The organism is Lacicoccus qingdaonensis (assembly GCF_900101075.1).
Classification (GTDB): Bacteria; Bacillota; Bacilli; order Staphylococcales; family Salinicoccaceae; genus Lacicoccus; species Lacicoccus qingdaonensis.
In genome coordinates, this window is the sequence record NZ_FNFY01000016.1 from 38,760 (window position 1) to 59,668 (window position 20,909).

Here is a 20,909-nt window from a genome sequence, read left to right on the forward strand (position 1 = left end):
TAATAAATTGGCTTCACACACCATTATAACAAAAAAAAGACCGGCATCCGCCAGTCTTTTAGACAAAGTGTCAACTTCTATGCAAAGTTACACTGCCGAACTTCGTGCTCACTTCTATAAACAGTCCGGGCTCATCCGTATCATTGACGAGCATGAGCTCCTTCAGCCCGAAATCCTGATGTTTCATGAATCTTGCATCCACTTCCGGCGGATAGTTCAACTGTCCGACAACGGTCGACAATCTGCCTTCCAGTGCGCGTCCCTGAGGGATGCTCAAGTTGACGCTGCCCATATTGGTATTGATCGTCGCAGACTCTGTCGTGTTCTGCAGTGTCAGATTCACCGAGCCGTTCGCAGAGACGGTGATATCCTTGGCGTTGAACTGATCGGTATTGATCGTTCCGACCATCGATACCAGTTCCACATTTCCGTACGCACCCTGAGTCACCGTAATGTTGCCGCGTGACGTGCGCACGTATGCCTGGTCTGTGACCGTCTCTTCTAGGTTCACATCACCGTTCAGAAGGTCGACCGTCAGATCTTTGATTTCCTGATTCTTCATGCTCACATCGCCGTTGGATCCCGAAATGATCATGCGTTTTATCGTTTCAGGGTTCAGGTTCAATTCCACATTGACTTTCGCAGCCCTGATATCGGATACGATGACAAGTTCACCATTTTTGACTTCACAGATGATGTCCTTGAAATAGTTTCTCTTATTATCCAATTTTCTGTAGAAAGGCGTCACTTCAAATTTGGCCGTCTGGACACGGTCTGTCGGAACGATATTGATATTCCCGTTTGTGATGTCGATTGAGATCGAGGAATACTCCTCATCGATCGTTTCGATCAAACGGTTTTTCGCGCCGCCTGCAAACATCGAGTCGAAGCTGGTCGTCTTGACGGAATCAAAAGCCTTCTCAACGGATTTGAAGAGCTGTGACGCCTGCTGGCTGTTGTCGAATTTACTTCTGACATCTTTGTATGTCTTATTCGCTCTTTCGTTCACATCTCTGTACTTTTCATTGATCTTGTCCGATTTTACATATTTGTTGACTTCACCCATAAACTGTTTGTATAAATCATTGAACATGCCGCCGTCCCAGTACTCTTCATCTTTGTCTGTCCGGTGTCTGCCGCCGGTATCTTCTTTTGCGGCGGACTGGCTGCCGGAATCTTTTTCATCCATCGTCTCCATTAGACGTATAGCTTCTTCGGAAGTGATCTTGCCCTCTTCCAGCATCTTCAAAATACGTTCTTTACTGTCCATGATTAGCCCCCTGATGGTTTCTGTTCAACCATTTTTTTAAATGATAACCCGTATGGCTTTTTGGTTCATCTATGACATCTTTTATTGTACCATCAACAACAATTGTTCCGCCACCGACACCACCCTCGGGCCCGAGATCGACAATATTGTCGGCCACTTTGATGACGTCCAGGTTGTGTTCAATGATGATGACGGTGTCTCCGTTGTCCACCAGTCTCTGCAGCACCTTGATCAGCCTGCCGATATCTTCTGAATGGAGTCCGGTCGTCGGTTCATCCAGTATATAGAGTGAGCGGCCGTTTGAACGTTTGTGCAGTTCGGAAGCGAGTTTGACGCGCTGCGCCTCACCGCCGGACAGTGTCGTCGCCGGCTGGCCGAGCTTGACATAGCCGAGACCGACATCGAGGAGCGTTTTTATTTTTCGTTTGATCTTCGGCAGATTTTCAAAGAAGTAGTATGACTCTTCTACCGTCATGGCCAGAACATCCGCGATGCTTTTATCCTTATATTTCACTTCGAGCGTTTCACGGTTATAGCGTTTGCCGTCACACACCTCACACGGAACGAAGACATCCGGAAGGAAATGCATCTCTATTTTGATGATGCCGTCGCCCCGGCACGCTTCACAGCGGCCGCCTTTGACGTTGAAACTGAACCGGCCTTTGTTGTAGCCGCGGACTTTCGCTTCGTTCGTCTGGGCGAAGACGTCTCTTATATCATCGAACACACCCGTGTAGGTTGCCGAGTTGCTGCGCGGTGTCCGTCCGATTGGTGACTGGTCGATGTCGATGATCTTCTCGAGTTCATCAGCAATTTCTATACTGTCATGCTCACCGGGAATCTGTTTGGATTTATACAGTCTCGTGTGCAGTGCCTTGTAGATGATTTCATTGACGAGGGTACTCTTTCCAGAACCTGACACACCGGTCACGACGTTCAGCACCGACATCGGTATTTTCACATCGATGTCTTTCAGGTTGTTCGCGCGCGCACCTTTCACTTCAATCATCCTGTCGGGATTGATGTCGCGATAATTTTCAGGCAGCGGAATCTGACGCCTGCCGCTTAAATAAAGACCGGTAATCGACTCTTCGTTCCGCTTAACCTCTTCGGGTGTCCCCGCCGCAATGATTTCTCCGCCGTGCTCGCCTGCTCCCGGTCCGATATCGATCAGGTAGTCACTCGACAGCATCGTATCTTCATCGTGCTCGACGACAATCAGCGTATTGCCGAGGTCACGCATATCTTTAAGTGTATTGATCAGACGTTCGTTGTCCCTCTGGTGCAGACCGATTGACGGCTCATCCAGTATATACAGGACGCCGCTCAGTCTGGAGCCGATCTGTGTTGCCAGACGGATCCGCTGTGCTTCACCGCCGGATAGTGTACCGCTTCTGCGGTTCAATGTTAAATAGCCCAGGCCGACGTTGCGTAAAAATAACAGCCGCTCATTGATTTCCTTCAGTATAGGTGCCGCGATTGTCCGGTTTTTTTCCGACAGTTCCAAAGTATTGAAAAATTCGAGTGCTTCCCCGACCGGCTGATCCACACTGTGGCCGATATGACGGTTGTCCACTTTGACCGACAGTGCTTCATCATTCAGACGGTAGCCGCCGCATGTTTCACAAGTCGTTTCCCGCATATAACGGCTCATGACTTCTCTCGTATATTCAGACGGACTTTCTCTGTATCTGCGGTCAATATTGTTGAGAACTCCTTCAAACGGCATTTCCCTCGTTCTTGACACACCATTCTCCTGTCTGAATTTATAAGTCAGCACTTCGCCGCCGGAACCGTAAAGAACGATTTTCTGTTCTTTATCGCTCAGATCCTTGAACGGTTTCTTCATATCTATATTGAAATGTTTACACGTCTGTTTCAACAGCTGGGGATAGTATCCGGAAGAAATCGGCTCCCATGGTACGAGCGCACCTTCTTCAAGCGTCAGTGTATCGTCCGGAATGACGAGCTTTTTATTCACCGCCATCTTCATGCCAAGGCCGTCACAGCCCTTACATGCCCCGTACGGTGCGTTGAACGAAAATAACCGCGGTTCCATTTCAGAGACGGTAAACCCGCAGATCGGACATGCGTAGTTTTCGGAGAAGAACAGATCGTCACCGTCAATGACATTGACGGTAATATTGCCTTCCCCTTTTACAAGCGCCGTCTGGAGCGAGTCGCCGAGCCGTGCCTCTATGCCGTCACGGACGACAAGACGGTCCACCACGACATCGATATTGTGCTTTTTATTTTTGCTGAGTTCCGGCACTTCTTCTATATCATAAACTTCATCATCAACGACCACTCTGGCAAAACCTTCCTTGCCGAGTGATTCGAGCAGTTTCTTATGCTGGCCTTTACGTCCGTGGATGATCGGTGCGAACACCTGGATCTTTGAGCGTTCCGGCAGTTCCATAACTTTGTCCACCATCTCCTGGACCGTCTGTGATGTAATTTCAACACCGTGATTCGGACAGTACGGCGTTCCCGCACGGGCAAATAAAAGTCTTAAATAATCATAGATTTCAGTGATGGTCGATACGGTTGAGCGCGGGTTGTTGCTCGTCGTTTTCTGGTCGATGGCGATGGCGGGGGACAATCCTTCGATCGAATCCACATCCGGCTTTTCCATCTGACCTAAAAACTGGCGCGCATATGCACTTAAAGATTCGACATAACGACGCTGGCCTTCAGCATAGATCGTGTCGAATGCGAGAGACGATTTCCCCGACCCGGACAGTCCGGTCATGACAATCAGCTGGTCACGGGGGATGTCGAGGTTCACACCTTTAAGGTTATGCTGTCTTGCGCCTTTAATGCTTATATTTTTATTCTTCATTTGAATTCACCCTTCTGCCTGCAGTTCAAACAGTGCATCTCTCAGCTCCGAAGCCGTTTCGAAGTCCAGATTTTTCGCTGCCTGTTTCATGTCTTTTTCAAGCTGTTCGATCGTCTTCTCTCTTTCTTTCTTCGTCATTTTCTTCTTCTTGGTTTTCGATTTTTCCCTGTCCTCTTTAATATCCACTTCAGCACTGATTGTATCCCTGACCGCCTTTTGGATCGTCGTCGGCGTAATGCCGTGTTTCTCGTTGAATGCGATCTGGATTTCGCGGCGTCTCGCCGTCTCATCGAGTGCATACTGCATCGATTCCGTAGTTTTGTCTGCGTACATGATGACCCGGCCTTCACTGTTTCTCGCCGCACGACCGATCGTCTGGACGAGTGAACGGCTCGATCTGAGGAAGCCTTCCTTATCCGCATCCAGAATCGCAACCAGTGATACTTCAGGTATATCCAGTCCTTCACGGAGCAGGTTGATGCCGACAAGTACATCATAAGTGCCGAGTCTGAGTTCGCGTATGATTTCAATACGTTCCAGCGTCTTGACCTCTGAGTGCAGATACTGAACTTTGACACCCGACTCTTTCAGATACGACGTCAGATCCTCTGACATCTTCTTTGTCAGGGTCGTGATCAATACTCTTTCGTTCCGTTCACTTCTCTTGACGATTTCTTCGAGCAGGTCATCTATCTGATGCTCGGTCGGACGGACATCGATCGGCGGATCCAAAAGACCTGTCGGCCTGATGATCTGTTCGACCATTTTTTCCGTATGTTCGAGTTCGTACGGGCCTGGTGTCGCGGATACATAGAGCAGCTGGCTTGCCTTGGATTCAAACTCGCTGAATTGGAGCGGCCTGTTATCCAGGGCGCTCGGCAGCCTGAACCCGTGATCAACGAGCACCTGCTTACGTGCCTGGTCCCCGTTGTACATCCCTCTGACCTGCGGCAGCGTCACGTGGGATTCATCGATCATGATAAGGAAATCATCAAAATAATCCATCAGTGTATACGGAGTCGACCCCATCGGCCTCAGCGTCAGATGTACGGAATAGTTCTCAATCCCTGAACAAAAACCCATTTCCCGCATCATTTCAAGGTCATAGTTCGTCCGCTGTTCAAGCCTCTGTGCCTCAAGCAGTTTATTGTCTTTGCGAAGCACTTCAAGACGTTCTTCCAGCTCTTTTTCAATGCGTTCAATCGCCACACGCATCTTCTCTTCACGCGTAACGAAGTGGGATGCCGGAAAGATGGGGAAATGTTCCCGTTCGTGAAGCACTTCACCTGTCAAATAGTTGATCTCCCTCACACGGTCGACCTCGTCGCCGAAAAATTCGACACGGATACACTGCTCATCGCGGGAGGCCGGAAAGACTTCGACGATATCCCCGCGCACGCGGAACGTCCCGCGCTGGAAATCTATATCATTTCTCGAGTACTGGATGTCGACAAGCTTCCGTAAAAACTCATTGCGGTCCATCTCCATGCCGACGCGTACACTCACTACCATGTCACGGTACTCGTCCGGATTACCGAGACCGTATATACAGCTCACCGAAGCGATGATGATGACATCATCCCGTTCGAATAAAGCGCTTGTTGCGCTATGGCGAAGTTTATCGATTTCATCGTTGATTGAAGCATCTTTCTCGATGAAAGTATCTGTATGCGGCACATATGCCTCAGGCTGATAATAATCATAATAACTTACGAAATACTCTACCCTGTTATTCGGAAAAAATTCTTTAAATTCACCATAAAGCTGTCCTGCCAATGTTTTGTTGTGAGCGATGATCAAAGTCGGTTTCCCCACTTTTTGTATGACCTGGCTCATCGTATATGTTTTACCCGTACCCGTCGCACCAAGCAGTGTCTGGTGCCGCTGTCCGGATTTGATCTGTTCAGTCAGTTCTTCGATCGCCTGCGGCTGGTCACCGGCAGGTTCAAAGTTGGAAACCAATTCAAATTTAGCCATAAATACGCCTCCGTATATTATTCATGTATCTTATTTTAACAAAAAAAGAGCAGCGACGACAAACATTTGTTCGGTCATTTCTACTCTTCTTCCACTTGATCTATATTGTATAATTCAACCAGAATATATCCGATAACCAGAGAAATCGCATCCAGGTATATCACCCACTCCGAATTATAGAACCCCCGGTATATCGATACGCCGTACAGTATGAAGGTGAGTATTACAGCGACGTACTTGTTCCGTGTCAGCCTGGCAAAGACAACCACTGTTACTGCAGGAACCACCAGGGCCATCATCAACCAGTATAGATCCATAATTATAACTCCTTATTGATAATCGATTCCGTAATATCCATCAGTTCAGTTTTAGGGATGAATGGCTCCTTCAGCATTTCAGTCAAAATATTGTGCATGAAATCCTGGACACATGCGAGGTGCGAATACTGCTTTATCGTGATCAGTGAGTTCTCATACATTTCAAAGAACAGTTTCTCAGGGTTTCTCTTTTGTATTTCTCCGAATGATTCATACAGCAGATCCACTTTGTCCGCCACGGCAAGGATCTGTCCTTCTATCGAATCATCCTTGCCCTCTTTCAGGCGCCTTTTGTACTCCTTATGGTAGTGATCAGGAAATTCCTCTTCTATAAATTTGACCGTCATCGTCTCTTCGACTTCACGGAATAAAGTGTTCAGTTCGCTTGAAGCATATTTTACCGGTGTCTTGATGTCACCTGTAAAGATCTCGGGATAATCGTGGTTCAGAGCCTTTTCATATAAGCTTTTCCAGTCGATGTCTGTGCCGCTGTGCTCTTCCACCGTACCGAAATACTGTGCGATTTTAGTCACTTTAAAAGAATGTGAAGCAACATTATGTTCCTGATATTTAAATTTGCCCGGACAGCGTATCAACTTTTCCAAATCATTCAAGCTTTTAAAATACTGATGTACACCCATCTCAGGATGCCTCCTTAACATAATTGATATAGTTGGTTACCAGTTCAGGCGACACCTCGCCGATATAAGCCCTGATGACCTCACCATCGCTGTCGACAAAAAATGTCGTCGGCATCAGCTGAATCTTATAGTCATCAAGTGCCTGATCTTCATCTTCAAATTCAAAAATCGGGTACTCCACTTCATAATCTTCTAAAAACTGATCTCTGTTTTCCCTGCTGTCACTTATATTGACACCGATGATATCAATCGGTTCATCCAGATGGTCCTGATGATATTCATTAAGCGCCGGGGTTTCACGTTTACAAGGTTCACACCATGATGCGAAAAAGTTCACTACAGTGACCTCGTTACTACCTATAATATCATTAAATGCTTCGTTTGCATTCATAACCTCTGTAAGACTGCTTTCTGTCACATTCGCCCCGACGGCATGATGATTATCCCTGCCTTCGGTCGACTGGAGAGTCTGCAGTGCCTGCTCCTCAAACTGGTCATCCGAATAGTTCAGTACTGCACCGATTGCCGCACCGATCAACAGAGAAGCAGCTGCGATCACCAATAAAATCAGCACACGTTTTTTCGTCATTTTTCAACTTCCTCAGTATAGTTATTGCCGTTATTTTAACATACGTACAGACCTGATACATGGTTCAATAATGGAAAGTTTATGGCATCAAAAAATTCCCGGAGCTGTTGCCCCGGGAATTGAAATGTAATCTTTATTTTTTAATCTATATTAGAATCTGTAGTAGCCGTCAACTGTACCGTGTACATAGCTTACAGAACGCTCGCCAACGTGCTCGGACGGGTTGAGTGCGTCTACCATCTGACCGTTACCGATGTAGATACCAACGTGCGTACCGCCGTTGAATACTACAAGGTCACCAGCCTGCGGGTTGCTTACCTGTGTACCAGCTGCCTGCTGACCAGCAACAGTTCTTGGAATGTCGATGCCTTTGTACTGCTTCATGAACTGCTGAGTAAGCGCTGAACAGTCAACCGCTGTTGCAGAGTTGGCGCCATATACATATGATTTTCCTGCTGCTACATTATGTGCAGTAGCCGCAGCATTACCGTTGCTTGCAGATGGTGTTTCACTGACTGCAGGCGCCTGAACGTCTGTAGTGTCCTGTGACTGCTGTACTGCCGGTGCTGAAGGCTCTTCAACTGCAGGTGCTTCTTCTACTGCCGGTGCAGATTGTGTTGAAGCTGGAGCGGCTGTTTCCGTTGCAGCAGGTGCTGAAGCTGTTTCATTTAAAGAATACTCTTCAGCATACTGGCTGCCGTCTGTGTCGCCGTAGTACCAGTAGTAAGAATAGTCATTTCCGTTTGAATCATAGTTAAATGTGTAATCATGGTTCTGCTGTAAATCTTCCGGTACATATCCGTTAGCTGATATATTTGTAGAAGCGATTCCTGTTAGTGCTGTAACAGTTGCCACTGATAATAAAGTCTTTTTCATAATAAAATTTCCTCCTAATAATTACATAACAATATTGTATTTTGTACGGTAACTGATGGGCCGTACACAACTTGTTAAATCCATGAGTAGAACTATAGCACAAAAATTTTCGTTTGTGGGCAATGTAAAGGAATTGTAAAATAAACGAAATTTAAAAAGCCTGTATGTAATATATGACAGCTTATATTACAAATAGAAACATTGTCTTAACAGCTTTTTGAGGCCTTCAGACACATTTATATCTCATGAATATTACAAAGAAAATTATTGATGTAATTTTGATGTCACGGTTGTTTCCGCAGCCGGTTGAGACTGATCGTCGATTGCTGTCAATCTTTTTCAGCCTGGAGAAGGGTATGGAATGTTAACTCGGCAGTTATATATGTATGGTCATGTTAAATGGATGGTGTTGGCTGCTCACTCAGAGAGATTTTCACGCCCAAGTGAGCAGGTTTCCATGTCGGCTGCTCACTCAGAGGCATTTTCAACACTCAAGTGAGCAGCACACCATCCACCACTCCTACATCAAAACAAACAAAAAGGAGACACCTAAAAAGGTGCCTCCTGTAACATTTATATATTCTCTCTTAAATATGCTTCTATAAATGGGTTGAGATCGCCGTCCATCACTTTGCTTGTGTTGCCGACCTCATAATTTGTGCGGTGATCTTTGATCATTGAATATGGATGGAAAACGTATGAACGGATCTGGGAGCCCCAGCCGATTTCTTTCTGTTCTCCTTTTACCGCATCGATTTCAGCCTGCTGTTTCTCCAGTTCTTTCTGATAAAGTTTCGATTTCAGCATCTTCATCGCCTGTTCACGGTTTTTAATCTGTGAACGTTCGTTTTGGCATGTCACGACGATCCCAGTCTCATGGTGTGTAATCCGCACTGCTGAATCCGAGGTGTTGACGTGCTGTCCGCCGGCACCGCTAGAACGGTATGTGTCGACACTGATATCTTCACTCTTCACTTCGATTGAAATATCATCGTTATCGAACTGCGGCGTCACTTCGCATGATACGAACGACGTATGTCTGCGTCCGGATGAATCGAAAGGTGAAATACGCACCAGCCGGTGCACACCTTTTTCCGCCTTCAACAAACCGTATGCGTTCGGGCCTTTTATCGACAGTGTGACACTTTTGACTCCCGCTTCATCTCCGGCCTGGAAATCCATCGTCTCAACTTTGAAATCCTGCTGTTCTGCATATCTCTGGTACATTCTGAGCAGCATCTCCGCCCAGTCCTGGCTTTCAGTACCGCCGGCGCCCGGGTGGAGTTCAAGGACGGCGTCCAGATAATCGTGTTCATCGCTGAGCAGAATATTGAGTTCATATTCATCAAACTTTTCTTCTGTCTCTTTGACGTTCTCATCGATCATTTCCCGCATATCTTCATCGTCTTCTTCTTTCAACAGTTCAAGGGATACTTCGATATCATCGACCGAGTCCCTCAGATCGTTAAAACCGTCGACGATTTTTTTGATATGATTATTGCTGTCGATCAGCTTCTGTGCTTCTTCCGGATCATTCCAGAAGTCGGGGTGCAGCATCCTGTCTTCATTTTCATGAATCTGGGTTTCCATCTCTTCTAAGTCAAAGAGACCCCCTGAAGTCTTTTAGTTTTTCTTTCTTCGCTTCTATAAAATTCTTGATATCTGATAGTTCCATTGCATCTTACTCCTTTAGCTGCCGTGACAGTTTTTATATTTTTTTCCTGAACCGCAGGGACACGGATCATTGCGGCCGACTTTCACTTCACGTTTCTTCGGCGCTTTCTTGACTTTCGCCTTGCCGTCCCCGGTCTGCATTTCTTTCTTATCTATGACCTGCTCGCGCTTCAATTCTTCATCCGACTTCACTTCCGTCTTCAGAACATATTTGGCCGTATCATCTTCGATCGCCACCAGCATGTCCTCAAACATCTGAAGTCCTTCATTCTGGTATTCACGAAGTGGGTTGATCTGGCCGTATGAACGAAGGTGGATGCCCGTTCTGAGCTGGTCCATGCTGTCGATGTGCTCGATCCATTTTCTATCCATGGTGCGGAGCATCATCATACGTTCGAACAGGCGCATCTTCTCTTCGCCGAGCTTCTCTTCTTTCAATTCGAGCTCGGTATTCACCTTATCCATCAATATTTCGAAAATCTCTTCTGATTCCCTGTTCTGGATTTCGTCCACCGTTATAGTATCTTCCCGGAAATAAAGATCGTTAATCGTATTGATGAACTGTTCATAATCAATATGTTCAGAATCGTCAATATTATAAAATTCGACTGTCCGCTCAACCGAAGATTCGATCATTCCCATCAGCTGGTCACGCACATCTTCATTATCGATGATGTCGTTCCGCTCCTTATAAATGATCTCTCTCTGACGTCTTTGTACATCGTCATACTGAAGCAGACGTTTACGTGCATCGAAGTTGTTCCCTTCCACACGTTTCTGTGACGATTCAACCGCCCTTGAAATCATTTTTGACGTAAGCTCTTCCCCGGACATGCCGAAACGGCTCATCGTGCTCTGAATACGTTCCGAACCGAAGCGTTTCATCAAGTCGTCTTCAAGTGACAGATAGAATGTACTGATACCGACATCCCCCTGGCGCCCTGAACGTCCGCGGAGCTGATCATCGATACGTCTCGACTCGTGCCTTTCCGTCCCGATGACGGCAAGGCCGCCCAGTTCTTTGACGCCTTCACCGAGCTTGATGTCCGTACCGCGCCCGGCCATGTTCGTTGCGATGGTGACTGCGCCTTTTTTGCCGGCATTCTGAATGATTTCCGCTTCCCTCTCGTGGTTCTTCGCATTCAGCACGTTATGTCTGATGCCTTTTTTACGAAGGAACTCTGAAATCAGCTCACTCGTTTCGACCGCTACGGTACCGATCAGAATCGGCTGGCCTTTCCTGTGTCTTTCAATGACCTCGTCGATGACCGCGTTGAACTTGAAATCTTTGTTGGAGAAAATCTTGTCCGTCCGGTCTTCACGGGCTATCGGCACGTTTGTTGGAATTTGAGTGACTTTCATATTATATATATTGATGAACTCTTCTTCCTCGGTTTTTGCCGTACCGGTCATGCCGGACAGCTTTTTAAACTGTCTGAAGAAGTTCTGGAAAGTGATTGAAGCCATCGTCCTGGATTCATTTTGTATGTCCACACCTTCTTTGGCTTCAATCGCCTGGTGCAGACCGTCGGAGAAGCGGCGTCCCTTCATTGTACGTCCGGTGAACTGGTCGACAATGACTACTTTCTCTTCTTCGACGACATAATCCACATCTTTTTCCATTGAGAAATGGGCTTTCAGAGCCTGGTTGATATGGTGCAGCAGATTGACGTGCTTCACATCGAACAAGTTATCAATCTTGAACCATTTTTCCGATTTGCCGATACCGTCCTCTGTCAGCTGGATGCCCTTCGTCTTCACGTCATATGTGAAGTCATCATCTATTTTAAGCATTTTAACGAATGCATTCGCCTGGAGATACTGGGTATTTGACTGATCCGCCTTACCTGAAATGATCAGCGGTGTTCTCGCTTCATCAATTAGAATCGAGTCCACTTCGTCAATGATTGCATAATTCAATTCGCGGAGCACACGGTCTTTTTTGTATGTCACCATGTTATCCCTCAAATAATCAAAGCCCAGTTCGTTATTTGTCGTATAGGTGACATCCTGCGCAAATGCCTCCCGCTTTTCTTCACTGTTCTTCTGGTTCAGGTTTAAACCGACAGTCAGTCCCAGGAAGTTATAAAGCACCGACATCTCTTCCATCTGGGTCGCGGATAGATATTCGTTCACCGTAATGACGTGAACACCTTTCCCGGTCAAAGCATTCAGATATACAGGCATCACTGCGGTCAAAGTTTTACCTTCACCGGTTTTCATTTCGGATATATCACCTTTATGCAGGGAGATGCCGCCCATGATCTGGACCAGGTACGGTTCCAGACCCAAAGTCCTTCTTGAAGCTTCCCTCGCAACGGCAAAAGCTTCCGGTAATATTTCATCCAGTAATTTCGCTTCTTTTTTATCATCATCTTCAACGTCTTTAAGACGTTCTTTAAATTCATCAGTTTTAGCCTGAAGCTCTGTATCGTTCAGCTCCATCATATCAGATCGATAACTATCAACTTTTTCAGCCTGCTTACGCAATGACTTTACTTCCATCCGATTGCCATCAAATAATTTGTTTAATACGCCCACGATAGCTCTCTCCTCATTCTTTAAACAAGTATTAATACATCACATAATTTTACCACTTTTCATGTAAAAATAAAAACAGGACGCACAACTTCTTCTTCCGAAGGTTATACGCCCTGCCCTGTTTGAATATCATTATTGTAATTTAACAGTTTTGAAATCTAGTTTGTTTCAATCACCGCATATTTACCGTCTCTGCGTCTGTAAACTATGCTTGTGCCTTCAGTGTAACGATCGTTGAAGACGAAGAAATCATGTCCCAGCATGTTCATCTGAAGTACCGCTTCTTCCGAATCCATCGGTTTTAAAGTGAATTCTTTCGTACGGACAATTTCAATGCCGTCGTCATTTTGTTCTTCCTCTTCTGCTCTCTCATTCTCAATCGCTCTGAAGAGCTCTATTTCAGGACCTTTTTCTCTGAACTTACGATTGATTTTGGTTTTATGCTTGCGGATCTGCCTTTCCAGCTTATCTACGATCAGGTCCACCGCCGCATATAAATCATCGTGGCTTTCTTCCGCACGTAAAGTAAGATCTTTCATAGGGATGGTAATTTCGACTTTCCCCTTCTTATTGTTATAAGTCTTAATGTTTACATGCGCATGAGTGTTCAGTGCATCATTGAAGTAACGCTCCAATTTGCTGACTTTGTCCTCAATGTGTGTTCTTATTGCATCAGTTACTTCAATGTTTTCTCCTCTGATTTCACATCTTATCATGATGCACGCCTCCTTAAATTGCTATTTCTATTCATATTTATTATATCATATTCAATCACGCTTTTGAAAACGTTAACACATCGACGGATGACGGGTTCCGCTGCATTATGGTTTCAGCTGCATGATGAACAGTAATACCTGTTGTGTATATATCATCTACAATCAAGATTCGTTTATCAAGTATCTTAACATCCTTCTCGCCCGCGTCAAAAGAAAAAGGATTATCGCTGTCTATCCTTTCGGCTTTGGAGCGCTCCGACTGCAGCTTCACCTTATCTGTTGCAAGCAGTTCCGTATAGGCAGTCCTGGAGCGTTTCAGCACTTCCGTGATCTGGTTGAATCCCCTCTCCTCGAGCCGGTGTTCTGACACAGGAATCGGAACGATATGATCATACTGCCATTCTTTTATATCAATAAAACCCGCCATCACTTCTGCGAGGGCGATGTCCCTGACAAATTTATAGCGGTGCATCATCATTTTCACTTCACTGTTATAATCCAAAAGACATCTGATGCTCCGGACAGGCGTAAACCGGCTGCTGATAAAAATACAGTCTCTGCATTCCTTCTCAGCCGCATGCATGATTCTGTGGCACCTCGCGCACCTCACACCGCTCCGCCATCCTGTCAGCTTGAGATGACAGCTTTGACAAATCCTTTTCGTTTTTGAAAACATGTTCAGCAGATTAAGTTCAACGTCAATCCTTCCGTGACAGTAAAGACAGATCATATGACCGCACTTCCCCGGTTGAACGCCTTGATTGTCCGTACCGTCTTTTGAATATGGTGTGTATTGTATAAAGTGATGAAGTGCACATTGCCCGTCGGGTCCTGCGGCTTTCTGCCGGCACGCCCGCATATTTGGATCAGTGTATCCGATGGAAAATATTCAGTATGGACAACGATGACATCCAGATCTTTGAAGGTCACGCCTCTTTCCAATATGGTCGTCGTCAGCAGTATTTTAATCTCACCTTCACGCATCCGCTCCACTTTCGAATACCTTTCTCCATCACCGCTGTAGACCGTTTCCGCATCTTCAAAATGTTTTAATATCAAAGGATATGCCTCATACATCATTTTTATTTCGGGAAAGAAAACCAGTACTCTTCGATTTGCATCCATGATGCCGTCAAGCAGACGCTTGAGCTTGCCATTAAGCTTCTTCTGCTGCACTTCCTTATTGACATTGCCGTAATGGATGACCGGTACCGTCAGATCATGCCCATGATAGCGGCGGGCAATCTGAAATATATTCCCCACCCCGACATGTTTCACCATTTTCCTGGTCGGTGTCGCAGTCATGATGATGATATTTCCGTCCGCAGTTTTAGCCTTATCTATCGCCCCGAGCAGGTGTTTGTCATCCGCCAGAGGAAATGCGTCATATTCATCAACGATGATACAGTCGAAATGATCATGGAAATTATACAGCTGATGTACGGTACACACAGTGAAATGATGTTCGAACTTCACTTTGACACCTGCAAACATCAAGTCGATGCGGCTTTTTCTGAATGCATCACCGAGCCTCAGATGGACTTCCTTGACCACATCAATTCTCGGGCTGACGACGGCAACATTCAGGCCATGCTCCCGTGCATATTTGATGCCTTCAAATATGATTTCGGTCTTGCCTGCACCGGTCACGGCATGAAGCAGCAGGTGCCGGCGTTCCCTGACTGCAGAAACAACTTTTTTTGAAGCTTCCTTTTGAATGTCTGTCAGTTCGAAATTCAATACATAGTCACACTTTTCTTTTCTACGGTGTGTTTCGGTGCCCGCGAGCGGCGTCATACTGTCCACGCGACCAAGTCCGATACAGTTGAGACAGTATTTTATTTTGTGTTGATCCAGTTCGGAATAAAATTCATAGAACAGTTTCCTGTCCCGGTTGTGACACCGGTGGCAGATGTTTTTAATGATATCCACTCCGGCTTCCTTATAGACAACTTCTCCTTTGCTGTGAAAATACATCCCCATTCCCCCATAAAAAAAGACGCAGCAAATAAGCTGCGCCCTTAATCATTTAATTTATTCTTATTTTTTAATCGACTTCGACATCAAATGTCGTATAGCCCAGACCGAGCGCCCCTTCACCGAGATGGGTCCCGATCACCGGGCCGAAGTAGCTCAATGTGAATTTTACATGTGGATAGAGTGACTCCAGTTCCGCTTTCCATTTCCGGCCCTCTTCTTCTGCATTGCTGTGAATGACGACCGCTGTAATATTTTTATCCTGATGTTTCTCAATTTCCCGGCCGAAAACTTCCTCGACTTTTTTCTTGGCCTTCTTTTTTGTCCGGATCTTTTCGTACGGCACAATCATGCCGTCACGGAAATCAAGAATCGGTTTGACTTTCAGCAGACTGCCGACAAGTGCCTGCGCATTGGACAGACGTCCGCCTTTTTGCAGGTTCGTCAAAGTGTCCACGATGAAGTAGGCATTTGTATTTTCCTTCTTTTTCATCTCTTCGACATGTTCAATCAGTTCTTCCAGAGGCATCTCATCTTTGTTCTGGGCGGCATACAGTGCGAGAAACCCCTGCACATAGGCAGCGACCTGACTGTCGATCACATGTACATTGATCCCTTCGACGCTTTCTCCGGCCGATATGGCACTCTGGCATGTACCGCTGATTTTAGCCGACAGATGAAAACTGATCACGTCAGTATAACCGTCACGGTATAATGACTCCAGCAATAAAATATAGTCACCGATTGACGGCTGGCTTGTCGTCGGCAGAGTATCCATCTCCGCCATTTTTTCAAAAAACTCGTCAGTGCTGATATCCACATTTTCCCTGTATGTTTCGTCTCCCATCACAACACTCAATGGTATTGTATATATATCGTATTTCTCCAGTAATTCTTCGGGCAGGTAAGCCGTTGAATCTACAACGATTGCTGTCTTCATTTAGTATCCTCCATTCAAACCAAACACACTCATAAATATCTTACTAAATCCACTCTATAAAGTCTATGTGTTAATATAATTTTAAGAGGTGATTTTGTGGAACAGAAATATATGAACCATCACACAAAAACAGAAGAAACAGTCATAAACAAATCAAGATTCATCGGATATATCAAAAGAACAGAAACCGAAGAAGAAGCCAAGGCTTTCATTTCGGAAATTAAAAATAAACATAAAGATGCCACACATAACTGCAGCGCCTACATCATCGGAAAAAGCGCCCTGATACAAAAGGCAGACGATGACGGTGAGCCCTCCGGCACGGCAGGGGTTCCCATACTTGAAGTACTGAAGCGGGAACTGCTGTATAATGTCACCGTTGTCGTGACCCGTTACTTCGGCGGCATAAAACTCGGCGCCGGCGGCCTGATCCGCGCATATTCCGGTTCTGCAGGCGAGGTGGTCCAAAGTGCAGGCAAAGTTTATGAAGTTGCCATGACACCATTTGAAATCACCATGGACTATACTTACACAAGTAAATTTGAACATGTGCTTCTGGACAGCCCTCATACGATAAAGGACACCATATATACCGACAAGGTCACATATACCGTCCACACACCAAAGGAGGATGCCGACAGCCTGAAAGAGCTGATCAGCGAAATCACGCAGGGTACCCACACCCTCGTCCAGGGGGATGAAGTGACTGCTGAAAATGTACTGGCATAAACACTTGGAGGTCCATTTATGAGTATATGGTTTTTGCTGAACGGCGCACTGTTGATATGGGCATTATGGAATGTTATTGAAAGTCTGGCAGTCCACACAACGTACTATCATTTTCTGCTCGGCTTCGCCGGCTTTTTATTTTTCATATTCAACTGGACAAGGAACGCGGTATTCGCGACCATCCGGGGTACAAAGGACAGACAGAAGAAAATCCGGCTTGCAAAATTCTCAAAAAAAATAATGCCCTACCACAGGTGGACGGGGACATTATCCATTGTTTTCATATTGCTGCACGGCATGGCCGTTCTTTATCTGTACAATTTTGATTTGACGAACATGAAAATTTTAACCGGACTGCTCGCCGCTTTAACCATGCTGGCTCTGGTTTTATCCGGATGGTACAGCCTCCTGATCCGCCACGATCTGATGACAAGGAATCTGCACAGGCGGCTGGGACTTTCGCTTTTCATACTTGTCGCGCTGCATCTGGCCTTCTAATTCACAGAAACAATTTTACTGACCATTTTACGCAGGAAATTGAGCACCGGTTTTTTATTGTTATCGGTCAGATTGGTCGCTTCGACAATGATTACTGTCGTCAGGATCAGCAATGACGAAATGATGATTGCACCCGGCACCGTGGACAGAAAGAGAATGATGCTGGCACCCGCATAGAGCAGTGCCATGAAATAGATCAGGATGACACTTTCTACATGTGAGTAGCCCAGGCTCTGCAGTTTATGGTGGATATGACTTTTATCGGCACTGACGATGGATACTTTTTTCCGGTAACGGCGCAGTATCGCAAACAGCATATCCAGTATCGGTACACTTAAAATGATGACCGGGAAAAACAGTGAAATCAGCGTGATATTTTTAAAGCCCATGAGGGAAACGACACTGATTACAAAACCGAGGAGCATCGCTCCGTTGTCGCCAAGGAATATTTTAGCCGGATTAAAATTGTATACCAGAAACCCCGCACATGAACCGACCAGTATTACACAGATCATCATGACGAATATATCACCCTGCAGAATCGTGATAAATGCAATACTTGAGAGGGCGATTATGGACACACCTGTTGCCAGGCCGTCCAGGCCGTCTATGAAGTTGATCGCATTGATGATGGCAGCCATCCACAGTACTGTTACCGGAATCGCAAAGATTCCGAACTCTATTTCGATACCGAACGGTGTAATTCTGTCTATGACGATGCCGTAATAGATGGGAACAAGCGTCACTAATATTTGTCCAATCAACTTAAAGATCGGTTTCAGATCAAATTTATCATCGATCAGCCCAAGAAGGACAATCAAAACACCGCCGATAATGATCGGTTTAAATTCAATTTCTATCGGTCTTGAAATGAGGACACCGATAATGAATGAAATTAAAATCGCCACGCCCCCGAGATGAGGAATCGGCATTTTATTGACCCTTCGCAAATTCGGATGATCTACAAATCCAAGTTTCTTTGCCGTCCAAATGAATATAGGAGTTAAAATTAGTGATATCATAAAAGACATCAGTAGTAGAAAGAAAGTATACATACCCATCACCGTTCATTATATGTTGAATTTAATATATCACATTGAAAATATGAAATCGAACTGAATCTTTATTTAAAATAAGTTCTTTTCATTGTATAATTATATCAGTCAAACAAAGGAGTTAAATTTATGAGACAAACCAGACGTAAAGGATTACACCCGGTATTCACCGTTATGATTGTTATTTTATTAGTGTTCATCCTTATTGTAGGCGGAATACTGGCATATGTATACTTCCAGCTTAGAAGTACTGCAAATAATATGTACGATGCTGAGTTTGAAGGTTCACAGTCCAACCTCAGACAGGCCGAAGTTGAGATCAGCGAAGGTGATCCGATTTCTGTTGTACTTTTCGGTACCGACGATGATCAGGCGCGCAATGAAGACATGAGAGGACGACGTTCAGACACAATTATGGTCGTCACATTAAATCCGGATACCGGTGAAGGCAACATCGTGAGTATTCCGAGAGATACACAAGCAGAAATTGTCGGCCGTGATTCCGTTGAAAAGATTAACCACGCTTATGCATACGGCGGACCGATGATGGCAAAAGATACAGTGGAAAACTTTTTAGATGTCCCTATTGACTACTTCGTTTCCATCAATATGGACGGATTTACCAACATCATAGATGAAGTCGGCGGTATTTCAGTCACAAGCGAGGACACTTTCGAACAATCCGAATATTCATTCCAGGCCGGCGAAACATACGAAATGGATGGAGAAATGGCACTGGCCTTCTCAAGAGCAAGGTATGACCCGGGCTCCGGCGGGGACTCAGGACGCCAGCAGAGACAACAGCAGGTCGTACAGAGCATTGCTGATGAACTCATGAGTGTTCAGACAGTCACCAACTTCAACGATATATTAGACGTACTGGGAGAAAATATCCGTACGAACATCCAGTTTAATGAAATGAATGAACTGCGTTCGACATATCAGGAACCGGCTCAAAATTTGGACCGTCTGTTACTCGAAGGGTATGATGAGCGTTCTCAGGAAGACGGATTGTACTACTTCTTCCCTGATGAAGCTTCTTATAATGAAGTCACATCAGAACTGAAGGCCAATCTTGAATTAGAAGAATAAAATCAGCAATAATAAAATTTGATGGGAGAGTGATGACGTGCTAATAGATTTTGTCCTGAACATCTCGTTGACCATCAGCGGCATCTATCTCTTCCATCGCATCCAGTATACGGAGGACTCAGCAAAGTTATCTTCACCGTTGTTCCAGGTGACATTGATGATCACTTTAGCCGTCCTTCTTTTATTTGTACCGATCGATTACAGAGGTTACAGCTTCAGTCTGTTTTTCGTTCCCATGCTGCTGATACAGAGTAAAATATATATTAAAATTGCCGGCATGCTGATCGTGGCCGCCGCCCACTATTTTCTTACCGGACACGGTCTGGTCGAAATCGCGATTTTTGCCGGATTGTATTTGGTTGTCATATTTACCATACCGTTTTTCAAATCATTGAATACCCACATCATCACATGGTTCAACCTGGTATTCACCATATTGTTTTTGACAGGTATACACTTTTTCATCGAGCCGCTCATATTGATGCAATTTATCATCGTCGGTGCGATGAGTTCAGCTGTGATGGTTACTGCAAGCACCATGTACCAGGACATAAATTCCATGGTGAAAGTGCTCAATCGTCTGAATACCGAAGACTATACAGATCATCTCACACAGCTCGGCAATATTAAGGCACTGGACAATGAAGTGAACCGTCTGAATAACAAGACAGAAACGATAAGCATGCTGCTGATCGACATCGATCACTTCAAAGTGATCAACGATATGCACGACTACACTTCAGGGGACGCTGTCATCAAACAGATTACGGGACTGCTCAAAAATTATGTCCCGACCGGCGGTTCCATTTATAGAAACAGCGGTGAGGAGTTTTCAATGATCATACCGGATATTTCGTTTGACAGAACTGTGCGGCTTGGCGAGGCGATACGGAATGCGGTTGAAAATACCAACTTCCATGTCGGGGAAAATGAAGTCATTAAACTGACTGTTTCTGTGGGTATCGGATTTAAAACTCCGGAGACAACCCGGAGACAGCTTTTCAAAGATGCGGACAACATGCTCCACGCCGCAAAAAAGATGGGACAGAATCAGGTGATGTTTTCACCTGTAATCAAATAAGGGGTTGGGACAAAAGTCCCACCTAAAGTCGAATTCCCCGGGGTAGAATACAATTCTACCCCGGGGAATTTTTATGATATAAATATAAGACAAA

General features: G+C 45.3%; 18 protein-coding genes. 4 read left to right on the top strand and 14 right to left on the bottom strand.

The window, feature by feature from the left end; all coding sequences use genetic code 11:
- Positions 1-70 precede the first annotated feature (70 nt).
- The 13 genes from BLR15_RS09250 to BLR15_RS09310 all read right to left on the bottom strand — a co-directional run bounded on the left by BLR15_RS09250 (position 71) and on the right by BLR15_RS09310 (position 16,360).
- The gene (locus BLR15_RS09250) at positions 71-1,270 is read right to left on the bottom strand and encodes a DUF4097 family beta strand repeat-containing protein (protein ID WP_092986840.1); all 1,200 of its coding nucleotides are present in this window, start codon (positions 1,268-1,270) and stop codon (positions 71-73) included.
- Positions 1,260-4,112: an excinuclease ABC subunit UvrA gene (gene uvrA, locus BLR15_RS09255; protein WP_092986842.1), complete on the bottom strand. Its 2,853-nt coding sequence runs from the start codon at positions 4,110-4,112 to the stop codon at positions 1,260-1,262. Before uvrA ends, BLR15_RS09250 begins: the two co-directional genes overlap by 11 nt.
- A 6-nt stretch (positions 4,113-4,118) precedes the next feature.
- Positions 4,119-6,089 (bottom strand): excinuclease ABC subunit UvrB, encoded by a 1,971-nt coding sequence (gene uvrB / locus BLR15_RS09260; RefSeq protein ID WP_092986844.1) that lies wholly within the window; start codon positions 6,087-6,089, stop codon positions 4,119-4,121.
- A gap of 80 nt (positions 6,090-6,169) precedes the next feature.
- On the bottom strand, positions 6,170-6,406 hold the full coding sequence (locus BLR15_RS09265; RefSeq protein ID WP_052255690.1) for a DUF2198 family protein: 237 nt from the start codon (positions 6,404-6,406) through the stop codon (positions 6,170-6,172).
- Positions 6,407-6,408: 2 nt separating this feature from the next.
- On the bottom strand, positions 6,409-7,047 hold the full coding sequence (locus BLR15_RS09270; protein WP_092986846.1) for a YfbR-like 5'-deoxynucleotidase: 639 nt from the start codon (positions 7,045-7,047) through the stop codon (positions 6,409-6,411).
- Position 7,048: 1 nt separating this feature from the next.
- Complete coding sequence (locus BLR15_RS09275) at positions 7,049-7,636, bottom strand: TlpA family protein disulfide reductase (protein WP_092986848.1); 588 nt, start codon at positions 7,634-7,636, stop codon at positions 7,049-7,051.
- 150 nt (positions 7,637-7,786) lie between these two features.
- Positions 7,787-8,512 (bottom strand): C40 family peptidase, encoded by a 726-nt coding sequence (locus BLR15_RS09280; RefSeq protein WP_092986850.1) that lies wholly within the window; start codon positions 8,510-8,512, stop codon positions 7,787-7,789.
- A gap of 573 nt (positions 8,513-9,085) precedes the next feature.
- Positions 9,086-10,187 (bottom strand): peptide chain release factor 2 gene (gene prfB / locus BLR15_RS09285; protein ID WP_143003954.1). Its coding sequence is split into 2 segments (ribosomal slippage): positions 9,086-10,114 and positions 10,116-10,187, totalling 1,101 coding nucleotides; the frame shifts between segments, so codons are not numbered across the junction.
- 14 nt (positions 10,188-10,201) lie between these two features.
- Complete coding sequence (gene secA, locus BLR15_RS09290) at positions 10,202-12,727, bottom strand: preprotein translocase subunit SecA (protein ID WP_092986854.1); 2,526 nt, start codon at positions 12,725-12,727, stop codon at positions 10,202-10,204.
- A 158-nt stretch (positions 12,728-12,885) separates the two neighbouring features.
- Complete coding sequence (hpf, locus tag BLR15_RS09295) at positions 12,886-13,443, bottom strand: ribosome hibernation-promoting factor, HPF/YfiA family (RefSeq protein ID WP_092986856.1); 558 nt, start codon at positions 13,441-13,443, stop codon at positions 12,886-12,888.
- Between the two features lie 55 nt (positions 13,444-13,498).
- On the bottom strand, positions 13,499-13,945 hold the full coding sequence (locus BLR15_RS09300; protein WP_143003955.1) for a ComF family protein: 447 nt from the start codon (positions 13,943-13,945) through the stop codon (positions 13,499-13,501).
- A 224-nt stretch (positions 13,946-14,169) separates the two neighbouring features.
- Positions 14,170-15,420 (bottom strand): DEAD/DEAH box helicase family protein, encoded by a 1,251-nt coding sequence (locus BLR15_RS09305; RefSeq protein WP_092986860.1) that lies wholly within the window; start codon positions 15,418-15,420, stop codon positions 14,170-14,172.
- Between the two features lie 70 nt (positions 15,421-15,490).
- A complete protein-coding gene (locus BLR15_RS09310) occupies positions 15,491-16,360 on the bottom strand; it encodes a DegV family protein (protein ID WP_092986862.1) in 870 nt (289 codons plus the stop codon).
- Between the two features lie 111 nt (positions 16,361-16,471).
- Here BLR15_RS09310 and BLR15_RS09315 point away from each other — a divergent pair, with 111 nt between their 5' ends.
- Positions 16,472-17,089, top strand: a complete 618-nt coding sequence (locus BLR15_RS09315) for a YigZ family protein (RefSeq protein WP_092986874.1) — start codon at positions 16,472-16,474, stop codon at positions 17,087-17,089.
- Positions 17,090-17,107: 18 nt separating this feature from the next.
- On the top strand, positions 17,108-17,587 hold the full coding sequence (locus BLR15_RS09320; protein WP_092986864.1) for a hypothetical protein: 480 nt from the start codon (positions 17,108-17,110) through the stop codon (positions 17,585-17,587).
- Here BLR15_RS09320 and BLR15_RS09325 read toward each other — a convergent pair.
- Positions 17,584-18,642 (bottom strand): glycosyltransferase family 4 protein, encoded by a 1,059-nt coding sequence (locus BLR15_RS09325; RefSeq protein ID WP_092986866.1) that lies wholly within the window; start codon positions 18,640-18,642, stop codon positions 17,584-17,586. The genes BLR15_RS09320 and BLR15_RS09325 overlap by 4 nt on opposite strands.
- A gap of 129 nt (positions 18,643-18,771) precedes the next feature.
- On the opposite strand from BLR15_RS09325, the gene BLR15_RS09330 reads away from it, so the two are divergent.
- Positions 18,772-19,734: an LCP family glycopolymer transferase gene (locus BLR15_RS09330; RefSeq protein WP_092986868.1), complete on the top strand. Its 963-nt coding sequence runs from the start codon at positions 18,772-18,774 to the stop codon at positions 19,732-19,734.
- Between the two features lie 37 nt (positions 19,735-19,771).
- A complete protein-coding gene (locus tag BLR15_RS09335) occupies positions 19,772-20,815 on the top strand; it encodes a GGDEF domain-containing protein (protein WP_092986870.1) in 1,044 nt (347 codons plus the stop codon).
- Positions 20,816-20,909: the final 94 nt, after the last annotated feature.

What these genes read in the sequence shown, in the direction of transcription:
- BLR15_RS09250 (WP_092986840.1), bottom strand. Translation starts at nt 1,270, where the DNA reads ATGGACAGTAAAGAACGTATTTTGAAGATGCTGGAAGAGGGCAAGATC.
- uvrA (WP_092986842.1), bottom strand. Translation starts at nt 4,112, where the DNA reads ATGAAGAATAAAAATATAAGCATTAAAGGCGCAAGACAGCATAACCTT.
- uvrB (WP_092986844.1), bottom strand. Translation starts at nt 6,089, where the DNA reads ATGGCTAAATTTGAATTGGTTTCCAACTTTGAACCTGCCGGTGACCAG.
- BLR15_RS09265 (WP_052255690.1), bottom strand. Translation starts at nt 6,406, where the DNA reads ATGGATCTATACTGGTTGATGATGGCCCTGGTGGTTCCTGCAGTAACA.
- BLR15_RS09270 (WP_092986846.1), bottom strand. Translation starts at nt 7,047, where the DNA reads ATGGGTGTACATCAGTATTTTAAAAGCTTGAATGATTTGGAAAAGTTG.
- BLR15_RS09275 (WP_092986848.1), bottom strand. Translation starts at nt 7,636, where the DNA reads ATGACGAAAAAACGTGTGCTGATTTTATTGGTGATCGCAGCTGCTTCT.
- BLR15_RS09280 (WP_092986850.1), bottom strand. Translation starts at nt 8,512, where the DNA reads ATGAAAAAGACTTTATTATCAGTGGCAACTGTTACAGCACTAACAGGA.
- hpf (WP_092986856.1), bottom strand. Translation starts at nt 13,443, where the DNA reads ATGATAAGATGTGAAATCAGAGGAGAAAACATTGAAGTAACTGATGCA.
- BLR15_RS09305 (WP_092986860.1), bottom strand. Translation starts at nt 15,420, where the DNA reads ATGTATTTTCACAGCAAAGGAGAAGTTGTCTATAAGGAAGCCGGAGTG.
- BLR15_RS09310 (WP_092986862.1), bottom strand. Translation starts at nt 16,360, where the DNA reads ATGAAGACAGCAATCGTTGTAGATTCAACGGCTTACCTGCCCGAAGAA.
- BLR15_RS09315 (WP_092986874.1), top strand. Translation starts at nt 16,472, where the DNA reads ATGAACCATCACACAAAAACAGAAGAAACAGTCATAAACAAATCAAGA.
- BLR15_RS09320 (WP_092986864.1), top strand. Translation starts at nt 17,108, where the DNA reads ATGAGTATATGGTTTTTGCTGAACGGCGCACTGTTGATATGGGCATTA.
- BLR15_RS09325 (WP_092986866.1), bottom strand. Translation starts at nt 18,642, where the DNA reads ATGTATACTTTCTTTCTACTACTGATGTCTTTTATGATATCACTAATT.
- BLR15_RS09330 (WP_092986868.1), top strand. Translation starts at nt 18,772, where the DNA reads ATGAGACAAACCAGACGTAAAGGATTACACCCGGTATTCACCGTTATG.